The sequence below is a fragment of the Rheinheimera lutimaris genome, from assembly GCF_013283795.1.
In the GTDB taxonomy this organism is placed as follows: domain Bacteria; phylum Pseudomonadota; class Gammaproteobacteria; order Enterobacterales; family Alteromonadaceae; genus Alishewanella; species Alishewanella lutimaris.
Genome location: NZ_JABSOD010000030.1, coordinates 18,588 through 31,367 on the forward strand (window position 1 = coordinate 18,588; position 12,780 = coordinate 31,367).

Below are 12,780 nucleotides of genomic sequence, written 5' to 3' on the forward strand. Positions count from 1 at the left end.
ATTTTTGTCTGATATTCGCAGCACATTCACAGCGTTGAGCCGAGCTTATGGCCGTCCGGTTTTGCTGGCATTACTGCTGCATGCAGTGCTGCTGGCGGCGTTGCTGCAAACTGAATTTACGCCGTTGGCCAAGCCGGTATCTGAGCCGGCAGTATCTGAGCCGATAGTGTCGTATTTATATCAGCCACCAAGGCCGGCACCGGCCGAAATACAGCAGCCCGCCAGAGAAAATATCGTAACGCCAGAAGTGATTAAGTCCGCAGCAGCTAAAGTGGCACAGCCTGCCGTAAAAGCAGAGAAAAGGCCGGTCAGCCAGCAGCAGAGTGCTGCAACGGTATCGCCTGACAGGCCAGATAAACTGAGTGCTGAAGATACAGAACACACTATAACAACACCGCGGCAGAGCCTGGCGCTGCGGGAATTTAACCGCGCGGCAACTGCCGACCCTGTCGCGATTGAACAAGCCGCCCAGGCCGCTTATCAGCAGTTTTTACAAACGCAGCAACAGCCCAAAATAACGGTAGAAAAGCGCCATCAACAACTAAGCCGCGATCCGGCACTGCAGGTTGTAGCGCAATTGGATGATGGCAAACAGCTTATACGTATTAAGGGCGGTTGCCGCATCGCTGATCCAACTAAAGATGGTTTTGACGGCCTGATGGCAGCACGGATGGTGCCATGTGGTGATGAAGCAAAAACCAGCGACCTGCTAAAACAGGCGCTGGAAAAACACAGTAAGCGCTGATTACGCTTCCGTAATATGCTGTTCTAAGCGGGCTTTCAGCTCACCTTCAATGGCCACGGCTTTACCGGTTTTCTGATCCAGACAGACAAAGGTGACCTGCGCATCGGCGGCTATAGCATCTTTGCCGGCAATACGCACTTCTTGCGTAACCACCGCACTTTTGCCGCCTACTTTGCTAAAGCGGGTAAATACTTCCAACTGATCGCCCATGGTAGCGGCAACACGGTAGTTAATATTGATATTAACAATCACCCACGCCAGGCCATGTTTGGCAAACCAGTCGATATCACCGCTGTCCTCCAGATAGCCCCAACGCGCTTCTTCAAGAAACTCCAGGTAACGGGCGTTATTTACATGCTGATAAATATCTAAATGGTAACCGCGTACTTTAATTAAGGTTTTGTGGCTCATGTTCGTGCTCTGTGCTTTGTTCCGGTGCACCGATTGTGGCATAGAAAAAGTGGCCAAACCAGTTTAGATATAAGCAAAGGCATCGGCGAACATATGCTCGCGGTGCGCGCCTTGTTCGATAAAGGCATTACGCACCACGCCAGCCATGGCAAAGGGGCCGGCGACGTAGATATCGTAAGCTTCCAGCGAGACAAAGTCTTCCAGCACCGCTTCATGCACCATACCGCTGCGGCCCTGCCAGCTGTCATCCGGCTGTTGTACTACCGGAATAAAACGGTATTTGCTGTTTTGTGCTGCCCACTGTTGCATGACGCTGTTGTGGTACAGCGCAGCTTGCTCGCGCACGCCCCAATACACAAAAACCGGCCGGTCCAGATTGGCGGCGGCAATAGTTTGCGCAATGCTGTACACGTAGGAAAAACCGGTACCGCCGGCCAGTAAAATCAGCGGTCGTTCGCTGTCGGCACGCCATTGTGCATTGCCTAAGCCAATCTCTGCCTGCACCGGTTGTTGCAATTGGTGTTGTTGTAGCAGGTGTGCCAAAGCCTGGCTGGCATATTGGTCGGCCACACTGCCGCCGATATGCAGCTCAAGCTGGCGCTGGCCCGGCATACTGGCAATAGAAAACGGCCTTTTGTCGCTGTCGCTCAGGCATAGCTGCAAATACTGGCCACTGCTGAAACTCACCGGTTGTGCCGGCGTTAACAGTACGCGGTTTACGGTTGGGGTAAGGGCTTCAATTAAATCTACGGTACAGGAAATAGTTGTCATAATGCTCTTCGCGATAACCTTAGCGCTTAGCTTCGGATAAAAGGATGGTGTAACACCAGATCAGTATTGGGGTAGGCTAAACAACAGTAGGTAAACTGCTGTTGTTTGTCCAGTTCGGTTAGTGGCTGCGGCTCGTTATAGCGCACCTCGCCGCTTTTTAGCTTGCAAACACAGCTGGTGCAAACGCCCTGGCGGCAGCGGTTGGGGAAATCAATACCGCTGCGCAGCGCAGCCTCCAGGATGGTTTCACCTTCCTGCACAGCAAAGCTCAGTTGCGCCGGGGCTATGGTCACCAGATAACTCACCGCAGGCTATCCTTCGCCGGCAACGGGATACCAAGGCTGTCCCAGATAGCGTCAACCCGCTGTTTAACGGCGTCGTCCATCACTATAGGTTCGCCCCATTCACGTGTGGTTTCGCCTGGCCACTTGTTAGTGGCGTCCATACCCATTTTTGAGCCTAAGCCGGATACCGGCGAGGCAAAATCCAGATAATCTATCGGCGTATTTTCAATTAAGGTGGTATCGCGCGCCGGGTCCATTCGGGTGGTAATAGCCCAAATTACGTCCTGCCAGTCGCGGGCATTAACGTCGTCATCACAAACAATAACAAATTTAGTGTACATAAACTGGCGTAAAAACGACCATACGCCCATCATCACGCGCTTGGCGTGGCCGGGATACTGCTTTTTCATGGTTACTACAGCTAAGCGGTACGAGCAACCTTCCGGCGGCAGGTAAAAGTCGGTAATTTCCGGAAATTGCTTTTGCAGTATCGGCACAAAGACTTCATTTAAGGCTACGCCCAGTATCGCCGGTTCATCCGGCGGCCGGCCGGTGTAGGTGCTGTGGTAGATCGGATCTTTACGCATGGTAATGTGGGTAACAGTAAACACCGGGAAGTTGTCTACTTCGTTGTAATAACCGGTGTGGTCGCCGTACGGGCCTTCCGGCGCCATTTCGCCCGGTGCAATATAGCCTTCCAGCACAATTTCGCTGCTGGCCGGCACTTGCAAATCATTGCTGATGCACTTTACTACTTCGGTATTATCGCCCCGCAATAAGCCGGCAAAGCCATATTCGGATAAGGTATCCGGCACCGGCGTTACCGCGCCTAAAATAGTGGCCGGGTCGGCACCTAAGGCGACAGATACCGGGTAGTTTTGCCCCGGATTGGCCTTTTGAAACTCATAAAAATCCAGCGCGCCGCCGCGGTGCGACAGCCAGCGCATAATCAATTTGTTTTTGCCCAGCAGTTGCTGGCGGTAAATGCCCAAATTCTGCCGCTCTTTATGCGGGCCTTTGGTAACGGTTAAGCCCCAGGTGATCAGCGGTGCGGCATCGCCGGGCCAGCAGGTCATAATGGGTAGCCGGGTTAAATCAACATCATCGCCGCTGAGCACAATGTCCTGACAGGGTGCCTTTTTCACCTGTTTCGGTGACATATTCAGTACTTGTTTAAACAGCGGTAGCTTACTAAAGGCATCTTTCAAGCCTTTTGGTGGTTCGGGCTCTTTTAAAAATGCCAGCAGTTTGCCCACTTCACGCAGTGCGCTTACATCTTCCCGCCCCATACCCAGCGCCACCCGCTGCGGCGTGCCAAACAGGTTGGCAAGTATTGGCATGCTGTGGCCTTTGACGTTTTCAAACAACAGCGCCGGGCCGGCGGCTCGCAAAGTGCGGTCGGCTATTTCGGTTATTTCCAGTACCGGGTCTACTTCAGCGGCAACCCGCACCAGCTCGCCGCGCTGTTCCAGCTGGGCAATAAAATCGCGTAAGTCTTTATATTTCATGCTCGCCATCAGGCCCTGTCAATTAATGCCGGCTATTATACAGCTCTGTGCCGCCCTTACCAGTTTTGGCCTGCTAAGCGGCTGGGGCAGGCGCGTATCGCACTCTATAATAGGTCGGTGTTTTCTATGTTTACTATTTAATAAAGCGGCTTATACGATGACAGAGCAGGAAGGGGTCATAAAATTTCAACTGGATTTCAGCCCACAGCCGGCGCTAAGCGCTGCTGATGTGGCTGAGATTAACAGCTGGCGCAGCATTATGTTGCAGCTGGGTATGTTGGGCCAAACACCACAACGCTACGATAACTACGGCTTTGGTAATATCAGCCAGCGCTTTAGTGCGGATAACCGGTTTATTATCAGCGGCACGCAAACCGGCGGTATTGTGCAAATGCGTGCCGCCGATTACGCCCTGGTAACACTGTGCCAGCCGGAGCAAAACCGCATCGTCGCCGTAGGTGAAACCAAACCCTCATCTGAAGCTATGACTCATGGCCAGCTGTATCAGCTAAGCGGCGCTATCAACTTTGTTATTCATGCCCATTGCCCGCAGATCTGGCAACTTGCCGACGCTTTAGGGTTGGCGCAAACCCGCGCTGAGGTGCCTTACGGCACGGTAGCCATGGCGCAGGAGGTGGCGCGGCTGTTTCGTGCTACTAAGGTACTGCAACAAGGCATTTTTACCATGGCTGGGCATGAAGATGGCGTAATGGCCTTCGGCAGCTCGGCAGACCAGGCAGCACAGCGGCTGATCAGTGTTTATGCTGCTGCACTCAAACGCGATGCTGTGCCAAACTAACGCAAAACTGCAGTATAGTGCTGGCAACCCGGCACTTTGCCCGCTAAAGTCATAACACCAGTGTCTTGATATCAATGATGATTTATGCAATTTCCAGCCAGTATTAAACAACAAACCTGCAGTGACTGTTTAAGTGGCCAATCGCTGGGGTTTCAAATTCGTATGGCGTTTCAGCCGATTATTGATTGGCAAAGCAAAACGATAGTTGCCTACGAAGCGCTGGTGCGCGGGCCGGAGGGCCAGAGCGCGGGCTGGGTGTTTGAGCATATCAATGACAGCAATAAATATTATTTTGACCAGGCCTGCCGGGTAAAGGCGATAGAAACAGCGGCCAGGCTGGGCTGCAATACCTTGCTGAGTATTAACTTTTTACCCAATGCGGTATACAACCCGGAAACCTGCATTAAGGCCACCATTGAAGCGGCAGATTTATATGGTTTTGATTTACGTAAGCTGGTGTTCGAGGTAACTGAAGGCGAGCAAATTCCGGATAAAGCGCATTTAAACCGTATTTTTCGCAGTTACGCCAAGCGGGGGTTTTATACTGCCATTGATGATTACGGCTCCGGCTTTGCCACCCTGGACTGGCTGATAGAGCTGAAACCCGACATTTTAAAGTTAGATATGCAGCTGATCCGCAATATTGAGCAAAATGCTGCCAAGCAATGTATCGTCGAAAAAACCATTGCACAGTGTGAATTGCAGGGCACCAGGGTGTTGGCGGAAGGCGTGGAAACGAAAGGCGAACTGGATTATCTCTGTGCGGCCGGTATTCGTTATTTTCAGGGCTATTACTTTGCCAAACCAAAGTTGGAACACCTGGTCGATATATCACAAATCAGTAATCTGAATTAAAAAGGCGCCTTGCGGCGCCTGTTACTCAGAAATTATACGTTACCTTAGCGTATATCAGCCGGCCGGAACGGCCATAGGGTGAATAGTTGGAAAACGGCGTATTGCCGGTAGAGTTTAGCGCTATCGGAAAGGCTTGCGGGTATTGATCAAAGATATTATCCATACCCAGCGCTAAGCGCCAATTGTCGGTAACATCAACGCGGCCTTCAATATCCACCAGGGTTTTGGCGTCTAAGGTAAAGTCGCGGTCGGGATTATTGTCCGGCGTTAACACATCACCATAACGGGTAGCCCGCAAGGTTGCACTGACGCGCTCCAGATTCCAGTTTACGATGGCGCCCAGCTTATCTTTTGGCGTGCCTTTTTCCAAAGCCAAAATATTAAGCCGGCCAAACAGCGTTGGCGCCGGGTCAAGTGCGGCTAATTCGGCAGTTTGCGGTACCCTGGTGACTTCGGTTTCGTTATAGTTGGCAACAAAGGTCAGGTCAAAATCGCCGATAGCATCGGTAGGCAGTGACCAGTTCACCACTAAATCTACACCTTTAGTTTCGGTATCAACACCGTTAATAAAGAAACGGCCGCCGGCAACACCAATAAAACCTTGCTGCGCCAGATATTCGCCCACGTTAGCCTGGCTGGCGCTGGTGCCGAGGTTCTCTGACAACACGATACGGTCATCAATATTAATTTGATAGCCGTCCAGCGTAACCGACACTGTACCAAAGCGCATTACCGCGCCCAGTGACAGGTTTACGGATTCTTCCGCATCCAGCGGTTTAGCGCCCAGTGCTATCGCCACCGGGTCTTCTACCGGGAAGGTGGTTATATCAAAGGGTACACCGCCAACGAAGTTGGTCGAGGTAGTAGTAAAGTATTGCTGCTGTAACGACGGCGCGCGAAAACCGTTTTGCAACGAACCGCGCAGGGCAAAACTGTCGCTGATATCATAACGCAGTGCCAGTTTACCGGTAAGGTTGCTGCCAAAGTCGGAATAATCCTCGGCCCGCAGCGCGACCGAGCCCAGCACGTTGTCGGTCAGATTAGCTTCCAGATCAACAAATACGCCGACAGAATGCCGGCTTTCATTGGCCTGGTTGGAAGGGCGGAAGCCCGGAAAAACCTGGGCGCCGGATTGGGTTGGATTGCCATTGGCCAACAACACGCCGCCATTACGGTAAGAGTCGGGCTCACCGGCAAAAATGGTATAGCTTTCACGGCGTAGCTCTACGCCGCTGGCAATGTTAACCGGGGAGGCCAGCGCCGCAACATCAAAAGAGGTCACCGCTGAAAAGTTACCGACAATCTGGTCATAGTTAAAACCACCGGCATCAAATACTGTTTTGCTGGCCGGGCCAATTGAGCGGTTCACGGTATTTTCAATGGTAAATTCCATTTCGTTAAAGCCATACACCACAGACGCATCAAAGCTCCATTCGCCGCTGTCCCACTCATAACCGATTGCTGAGCTTGTATCAGTAACATCCGGCGCAATAATCGGCAAAAAGCCATCGGGGTGTACTTCAATAACATTGCGGTCATCCAGCGCACGGCGGTAAAAGCCGCCGGACTTTGCTGCCCGGTCCTGATAACTCAGCCAGCTGTACAGTTTACCCGGGCCGACATCTAAACCAGCGTTAACAAATACGGTAAACTGCTGCATTTCCGGCTCGCCGTACCAGGCGTTAAAGCGGTTAATGGTTTGCTCGCGCGGGTCAAATTCGCCATCCACTAGCGGATATTGCTGGCGAAAATCATAACCGCCACGTTCGGTGCGTTCGGCATCTTTGTACTCTGCCGATACCGTGACATAACCAGCATTACCCAGCGCAAAACCTTTCCAACCGGCAAAATTAACGGTTTCGCCGTCACTAACTGCGCGTTCAATCCGGCCCGGTGCGCTCCAGGTGGCGCCGGCCGGTGGTGGCGTGGTGGGGGTGGTGTAATTGCTGTCGCGATAAGCATAAGAAGCGGTAAAGCTGCCGCCTTCGCTGGCTTCGCGCAGGCGCACATTTAATACGCCGGCAATAGCATCAGAGCCATATTGTGCCGAGGCGCCGTCGCGCAGTACTTCAATGGCATTTACCGCCGCCATCGGAATGGTATTTAAATCGACCGCCGAGGCGCCGCGACCGACAGTGCCGTTTACGTTAACTAAAGAAGCAGAATGGCGGCGTTTTGAATTAACTAATATCAGCGACTGATCCGGGCTTAAGCCGCGCAAAGTAGCCGGCCGGATAGTATCGGTACCATCGGCCAGACCCGGCCGCGGGAAGTTAAAAGACGGCAGTGCAATAGACAACGCCTGGTTCAGCTCGGTATTGCCGGAACGTTCCAGCGCGGCTGCGCCAACAATATCAATAGGCACTGCGGTATCGGACACCGAGCGGCCGGCAACCCGGGTGCCGGTAACGACGATTTGTTCTATTTTGGCATCGTCAGCAGCGGTATCTGCGCTGGTTTGCTGCGCGGATAAGCCGGGGCTGATAAAAACAGCGGCGATGGCCAGCGTTAAGGGTGTAAGGTTAAAGTTGCGCATCTGTTGTCTCCTTGTTGTTGCGTAAAGCCTGGTTCGCGCGCTACCCTTTGTCAAACGGGGGTTACGGCGGCCAGGGGGTTTGTACGCTTCAGGCAGATACTGCAGCCGACGACAAGCGTTTAACATTGTGGCACTATACGGTTATAGTATAGACATCCGGATGTCTTATATACCCAACTTAAGTCGTAGTGGTTTACTCAGTAAGGGCAGCAAATGAAAAAAGATACCCGGCTTATTCACGCCGGCCGCAGTAAAAATTATACCGGCAATGTCGTTAACCCACCGGTAGTGCGGGCGTCTACCATAGTGTTTGATACCTTTGCCGAATTAAAGCATGCCACGCAACAACGTGGTAACCGCGTGCCGTTTTACGGCCGCCGCGGCACCGAAACCCATTTTGCCTTGCAGGAAGCTATTTGCGAGCTGGAAGGGGGTAGCGGTTGTGCACTGTATCCCTGTGGTGCTGCCGCGGTAAGCGGCGCCTTGCTGGCGTTTTTAAAAAGCGGTGATCACTTATTGATGGTCGACAGCGCCTACGAGCCCACCCGTGCGCTGTGCGATAAGCTGTTGGCTGGTTTGGGGATAGAAACAACCTACTATGATCCACAAATCGGCGCTGCTGTTGCCGGGCTTATCAAGCCCAATACCAGGGTGATTTTTCTTGAATCACCGGGTTCGCTGACCTTTGAAATGCAGGACATTCCGGCCATTACCGCCGTTGCCAGGCAGCACAATATCGTTACCATTTTGGATAACACCTGGGCTTCGCCCATTTTGTGCCGGCCGTTTGAGTTGGGGGTAGATGTGTCGGTGCAGTCGGCCACTAAATACATTGTTGGCCATTCTGACGTGATGCTGGGCACCGCCAGCGCTAACGAGCAACACTGGCCGCAATTGCGCGAGCACAGTTACTTAATGGGCTATTGTGCCTCAGCCGATGACGCCTACACCGCACTGCGCGGTTTACGCACCTTATCAGTGCGGTTAAAACAGCATGAGCAAAGCGCGCTTAAGGTAGCCAACTGGCTGGCGCAGCGGCCGGAAGTAGCAAGTGTTTTACACCCGGCACTGCCATCACACCCTGGTTACAGCATTTTTCAGCGTGATTTCAGCGGTAGCAACGGCCTGTTCTCTTTTGTGTTAAAGCAAGGCAGCCAGCAGCAGGTAGAAGCTTTTATTGAGGGCATGGCGCATTTTAAAATGGGCTTTTCCTGGGGCGGTTATGAGAGCTTAATTACCGCCACCATGAAAGTGCAGAACCTGCGCACGGCAACAACATGGCCTTACAGCGGGCCATTAATCCGCTTGCATATCGGGCTGGAGGATGTAGAGGATTTATTGGCTGATTTGGAGGCAGCGTTTAGCCGGTTTAATCAGGCAGGGTAAGGCGGTGCTTACGCAAGCAGCCGGTCGCTAACGCGACCAGCTTATTAGCGCGGATAATTAAAGGGTAAAGTTTTCGTTAAACCATTTGTCGAACAGGGTTTCAAAAAGCTTTTCCGGCGAGCCGGTAGTAACAGGAATACCGTTTACAGTGTGTGGGCAGCTTTTCGCCGACAGGCGTGAGGTGCTTATCAGTGATTTATCGCTTAGCGAATATATAGACAACAACACTGACGCCTGGTCGTAGTAGTGCTTGGTGCAATTAATTCCCAGCGGATCAGTCCAAATTTCGACTTGTGAATAAACTAAGTAACCACTGTTGTTCGATACGGCGGCTTCCAGCGCTTGTTCGGTAGTTAGTATCTCTTTTTCCGCAACAATCGCCTGAGTGTGCTTAGCCAGGTACTCGTTAGCAATGTTAAGTGCTGACGCTCCGCTGCCTTCTGCTGGTTTCTCTTGTAATAATATAAGCGTGGTTTTTATGCCATCGCCGCCGTTTACCAGGTGGAAACTGTTGTCTTTAAGTGAAATTTTCTCTTTATTGCCTTCTGTGCCTGCGTCTATTTGGTGAACCATGTAGTTGGTTGAGGAACACGCGGCAAGAAACGATGTAGCAGCCACAATAAACACGGCTTTCAAGATACTGAATTTCATTTTTAATCCTGTTTTAAGAGCTTGTATAAAGCATCACGCCGGCATCATTATTTTCAATAATGGGTAATATGTTATTGCGTTTCAGCTGTTAAGTAGGCAGCAATCTTCTGCTCTGATAGAGCGCTGCTTTAACATAAAGCGTCATGATTTATCTTAAGCTGTAATAAAATTATTTTGGCGGGGTTGGTATGCTTTATGTGGTGCAGATTGTCAGAGTTCAATTGACGCGACGTACTTACAGCACTTCCTTAGCATTTCTATAGCGGACTTTTGATTTTGAGCGGCATGCTCGTCCGACCCTAACTGGATGCCTATCGGCATCCAAACACTACTGCTTAGTTGCAAAAAAAATGTTTCACCAGCTTTTATCTCAAGCTCCTGCTCGTTACTAAACATACCCGACAGAGGATGCCAGCTAATTTTCAATTTGAACTTGCCTGGAGTGAGCCGTGCATAAGAGAACGTATTATTCGGCAAAGCAGTAATTTGCTTGTCATTTATACTAATGCGCATGTCATATGCAGCTGGTGGAGTGTAAGTTCGGTAAAATACGAAAACACTCTCACCTGCTCCTGATTCAGGAATATCTACCATATCAAAAGTTGCTGCATCTTTGGGCGCTGATGCGCAAGAGCTAAGCAAAACTGCCAGTAAGCAGATAACAAATTTCATTTATACAATACCTTACTTAGAATTATCTCTAACGAATCGTGCATTCGCTTTTGTAAGAGCCATTACACAAAGGTTGGCGGAGCTGCCTGCGCCTTTTGCTGGCGACAATGCTTTTGTTATAAAGCTTTACTGCAATTTTAGCTGCCTGGCCCAATCAACCTTTTCATAGGCAGATTTGCCCTGAAAATCTGTTTGCCCGGTTGATGAGCCTACGTAGTAGAACCCACCACCTGTAGCCCCGAAAGCGCCCACGGACGTTAGGCTTTTAGGCAGCGCTGCTACAGCTTGTTCTGCTGTCTCAAATACATGATTTTCAGGATAAGCGTTGGTTATAGCTTTATTGCTTGAATAGGTGATTGCTTTATTTATTAGTCTACTCACAACCGCATTATGTGTGATGCCTTTAGCCCAACCGAGAGATTTACCTTTTAAAAGATGCAACTCATCACTGTGTCCGGCGTAGAAAACTTCATCTGATACAATCACACCGTTATCTTCAATGCACCAATCCACAATAACAAAACTAGCATAGCTCGAGTTGGTTATAACTTGAGCGTATTTATGTATCTTGACATGAATATTGAAACTGTCTTTTGCGCCGGGTGCATTATTGTTTATTGCATCTAAAGCGGCAACTTTAATGGCTGCGACATCCTCATCTGAGAACGCTCCCCAATTAAAGGCCCCGTGTGCCGCGTTATCACTGGCATTCACTCCGGTAGTAACTGTTAAGGTTTCCGCTCTTTTAGTTAAGGCAATATCGTTGGTCAGTTTAGGATATACAGATTTTGGAGCTGTCCCTGTTACACCACATCCCGCCAATAACATTAATCCTGTCAGGGTAATGATTTTTCTCATAAATACTCCATAGACCAACGCACGCCTAAACGGCGAGCAACTTGTTGTGAGTCCAGCGGCCGCTGGCGCGTTGTTTAAGGCGCTTGTTATAACCCAACACGCATGAATCCTTTCAGTTTTTCTGCACTTGGACAATCTACCTGCTCAAGCACAAACGTAGGCACCATATTCGCTACTAATGGAATCAGCATTGCTCCCAACATTTCAGGGTTAGGTTTACTAAACAAGCAAACAGTTTGATTTTTCGCTAATTCAATTTGTAATGCCGAAGATGGGCTTCCACTAGCCTTTGCTTGAATTAAGTGTTTACCAGCATCAATTTCTACCTGCCCGTACTCGTCATTTCCAAGTTCCATAAAATATTTGTCATCTTTTCCGACATAAAGACTCACTGCCCCAGCCTGAAATGCCTTTTCTCGGTATACCAGTATACTTGCGGTTTCCTTATTAGTGCCTGTCACAAGCCGGACATCCTTTGAAATTGATTTGCATCCAGTAGACACGAATAATGCTAAAAAAATAATTCCTAAAATCTTCACAGATTTTCCTTAGAGGTTATAACGCTCGGCTATGGCGCCTGAGTGCAGTTGGTATTTTTTGTGGTAAACACCACAAAAAAGGCCGACGGAACGGAGGTCGCACATGAGCCGTTTGTTAGCCTTTTGCCAGTTCATATGCTCGGTGTAAATAACCTATATCTATGTAATTTACAAACCCCAGCCTGCGACCATCCCTAAATGAATTAATATATTCTTCGATCTGTGATGATCTATGCCTAATTGCCAGCGCCGATAAGTGTTTAATTGGTCCTGCGCCAAGAGCAGAAGTAGGAAGAGCCTCAAAGCGATCCAATTCCGCATCAAGGTCAAAATTTGATACCCACTCGAGAATTCTATTTTCGCATTCGGCAAAAGGAACCCAACTATTTCCCCAGGGTAATTCAATGTGTGTGATTTTTATGGGATAGCCATTTTGGTTATCTTGAGAAATTATTTTTGCAGCATTCAAAAAATCCGGATTTGATAGAGAACATGATAGCTCTATAAGCTCTCCATCCTTGGACTTATAGAAACCGTCATATATTTGAATTATCAATCGATCATTGCTGTAGCACCAATCAGATTCTCCATCCTGATTGGTACTTTTGTTCCAGCCTCTGGATTCTAAAAACTCTTTAAATTTATCTAATTCCATATGATCTACGTAGTAGGGCTAACAGCTTATTCAAAGGACCAAAACCCGCGAGTTGCGTGTTTAAGATCCTGCAAGTGTAGTGGTCAACTAATTCCGGACAGTAAATTAGA

The 12,780-nt window shown here is 49.8% G+C and carries 14 protein-coding genes; 4 read left to right on the plus strand and 10 right to left on the minus strand.

The window, feature by feature from the left end; genetic code table 11:
* The first annotated feature begins 4 nt into the window (after positions 1 to 4).
* Complete coding sequence (locus tag HRH59_RS18085) at positions 5 to 745, plus strand: hypothetical protein (protein WP_173502678.1); 741 nt, start codon at positions 5 to 7, stop codon at positions 743 to 745.
* Here HRH59_RS18085 and HRH59_RS18090 read toward each other — a convergent pair whose 3' ends face one another.
* The 4 genes from HRH59_RS18090 to ubiD form a co-directional block, all read right to left on the minus strand.
* Positions 746 to 1,156: an acyl-CoA thioesterase gene (locus HRH59_RS18090; protein WP_173502679.1), complete on the minus strand. Its 411-nt coding sequence runs from the start codon at positions 1,154 to 1,156 to the stop codon at positions 746 to 748.
* Between the two features lie 63 nt (positions 1,157 to 1,219).
* Entirely contained in the window at positions 1,220 to 1,927 is a 708-nt protein-coding gene (fre, locus tag HRH59_RS18095) for an NAD(P)H-flavin reductase (protein ID WP_173502680.1), read from the minus strand.
* Between the two features lie 26 nt (positions 1,928 to 1,953).
* Positions 1,954 to 2,232 carry a 2Fe-2S iron-sulfur cluster-binding protein gene (locus HRH59_RS18100; protein ID WP_173502681.1) on the minus strand — a complete coding sequence of 93 codons (279 nt, stop codon included), beginning with the start codon at positions 2,230 to 2,232 and terminating at the stop codon, positions 1,954 to 1,956.
* Positions 2,229 to 3,719 (minus strand): 4-hydroxy-3-polyprenylbenzoate decarboxylase, encoded by a 1,491-nt coding sequence (gene ubiD / locus HRH59_RS18105; protein WP_173502682.1) that lies wholly within the window; start codon positions 3,717 to 3,719, stop codon positions 2,229 to 2,231. The genes HRH59_RS18100 and ubiD overlap by 4 nt, the downstream gene beginning before the upstream one ends.
* A gap of 157 nt (positions 3,720 to 3,876) precedes the next feature.
* On the opposite strand from ubiD, the gene HRH59_RS18110 reads away from it, so the two are divergent.
* Together HRH59_RS18110 and HRH59_RS18115 are read left to right on the plus strand one after the other, a co-directional pair.
* Entirely contained in the window at positions 3,877 to 4,518 is a 642-nt protein-coding gene (locus HRH59_RS18110) for a class II aldolase/adducin family protein (protein WP_173502683.1), read from the plus strand.
* Between the two features lie 84 nt (positions 4,519 to 4,602).
* Positions 4,603 to 5,373: an EAL domain-containing protein gene (locus HRH59_RS18115; RefSeq protein WP_173502684.1), complete on the plus strand. Its 771-nt coding sequence runs from the start codon at positions 4,603 to 4,605 to the stop codon at positions 5,371 to 5,373.
* A 25-nt stretch (positions 5,374 to 5,398) separates the two neighbouring features.
* On the opposite strand, the gene HRH59_RS18120 is transcribed toward HRH59_RS18115, so the two are convergent.
* Positions 5,399 to 7,909 carry a TonB-dependent receptor plug domain-containing protein gene (locus HRH59_RS18120; protein WP_173502685.1) on the minus strand — a complete coding sequence of 837 codons (2,511 nt, stop codon included), beginning with the start codon at positions 7,907 to 7,909 and terminating at the stop codon, positions 5,399 to 5,401.
* Between the two features lie 213 nt (positions 7,910 to 8,122).
* On the opposite strand from HRH59_RS18120, the gene HRH59_RS18125 reads away from it, so the two are divergent.
* On the plus strand, positions 8,123 to 9,295 hold the full coding sequence (locus HRH59_RS18125) for a cystathionine beta-lyase (protein WP_173502686.1): 1,173 nt from the start codon (positions 8,123 to 8,125) through the stop codon (positions 9,293 to 9,295).
* A 57-nt stretch (positions 9,296 to 9,352) separates the two neighbouring features.
* Here HRH59_RS18125 and HRH59_RS18130 read toward each other — a convergent pair whose 3' ends face one another.
* The 5 genes from HRH59_RS18130 to HRH59_RS18150 all read right to left on the minus strand — a co-directional run bounded on the left by HRH59_RS18130 (position 9,353) and on the right by HRH59_RS18150 (position 12,670).
* Positions 9,353 to 9,946 carry a hypothetical protein gene (locus HRH59_RS18130; protein ID WP_173502687.1) on the minus strand — a complete coding sequence of 198 codons (594 nt, stop codon included), beginning with the start codon at positions 9,944 to 9,946 and terminating at the stop codon, positions 9,353 to 9,355.
* A 210-nt stretch (positions 9,947 to 10,156) separates the two neighbouring features.
* On the minus strand, positions 10,157 to 10,618 hold the full coding sequence (locus HRH59_RS18135) for a DUF2846 domain-containing protein (RefSeq protein WP_173502688.1): 462 nt from the start codon (positions 10,616 to 10,618) through the stop codon (positions 10,157 to 10,159).
* A 126-nt stretch (positions 10,619 to 10,744) separates the two neighbouring features.
* Complete coding sequence (locus HRH59_RS18140; protein WP_173502689.1) at positions 10,745 to 11,476, minus strand: hypothetical protein; 732 nt, start codon at positions 11,474 to 11,476, stop codon at positions 10,745 to 10,747.
* Positions 11,477 to 11,562: 86 nt separating this feature from the next.
* Positions 11,563 to 12,015 carry a hypothetical protein gene (locus HRH59_RS18145; protein WP_173502690.1) on the minus strand — a complete coding sequence of 151 codons (453 nt, stop codon included), beginning with the start codon at positions 12,013 to 12,015 and terminating at the stop codon, positions 11,563 to 11,565.
* Between the two features lie 115 nt (positions 12,016 to 12,130).
* Positions 12,131 to 12,670 (minus strand): DUF6990 domain-containing protein, encoded by a 540-nt coding sequence (locus tag HRH59_RS18150; protein ID WP_173502691.1) that lies wholly within the window; start codon positions 12,668 to 12,670, stop codon positions 12,131 to 12,133.
* Between the last annotated feature and the right edge of the window lie 110 nt (positions 12,671 to 12,780).

Bases quoted from the DNA above. Each gene is read 5' to 3' on its own strand.
- HRH59_RS18135 (WP_173502688.1), bottom strand. From the start codon at position 10,618: ATGAAATTTGTTATCTGCTTACTGGCAGTTTTGCTTAGCTCTTGCGCA.
- fre (WP_173502680.1), bottom strand. From the start codon at position 1,927: ATGACAACTATTTCCTGTACCGTAGATTTAATTGAAGCCCTTACCCCA.
- HRH59_RS18090 (WP_173502679.1), bottom strand. From the start codon at position 1,156: ATGAGCCACAAAACCTTAATTAAAGTACGCGGTTACCATTTAGATATT.
- HRH59_RS18120 (WP_173502685.1), bottom strand. From the start codon at position 7,909: ATGCGCAACTTTAACCTTACACCCTTAACGCTGGCCATCGCCGCTGTT.
- HRH59_RS18150 (WP_173502691.1), bottom strand. From the start codon at position 12,670: ATGGAATTAGATAAATTTAAAGAGTTTTTAGAATCCAGAGGCTGGAAC.
- HRH59_RS18115 (WP_173502684.1), top strand. From the start codon at position 4,603: ATGCAATTTCCAGCCAGTATTAAACAACAAACCTGCAGTGACTGTTTA.
- ubiD (WP_173502682.1), bottom strand. From the start codon at position 3,719: ATGAAATATAAAGACTTACGCGATTTTATTGCCCAGCTGGAACAGCGC.
- HRH59_RS18130 (WP_173502687.1), bottom strand. From the start codon at position 9,946: ATGAAATTCAGTATCTTGAAAGCCGTGTTTATTGTGGCTGCTACATCG.
- HRH59_RS18125 (WP_173502686.1), top strand. From the start codon at position 8,123: ATGAAAAAAGATACCCGGCTTATTCACGCCGGCCGCAGTAAAAATTAT.
- HRH59_RS18110 (WP_173502683.1), top strand. From the start codon at position 3,877: ATGACAGAGCAGGAAGGGGTCATAAAATTTCAACTGGATTTCAGCCCA.
- HRH59_RS18140 (WP_173502689.1), bottom strand. From the start codon at position 11,476: ATGAGAAAAATCATTACCCTGACAGGATTAATGTTATTGGCGGGATGT.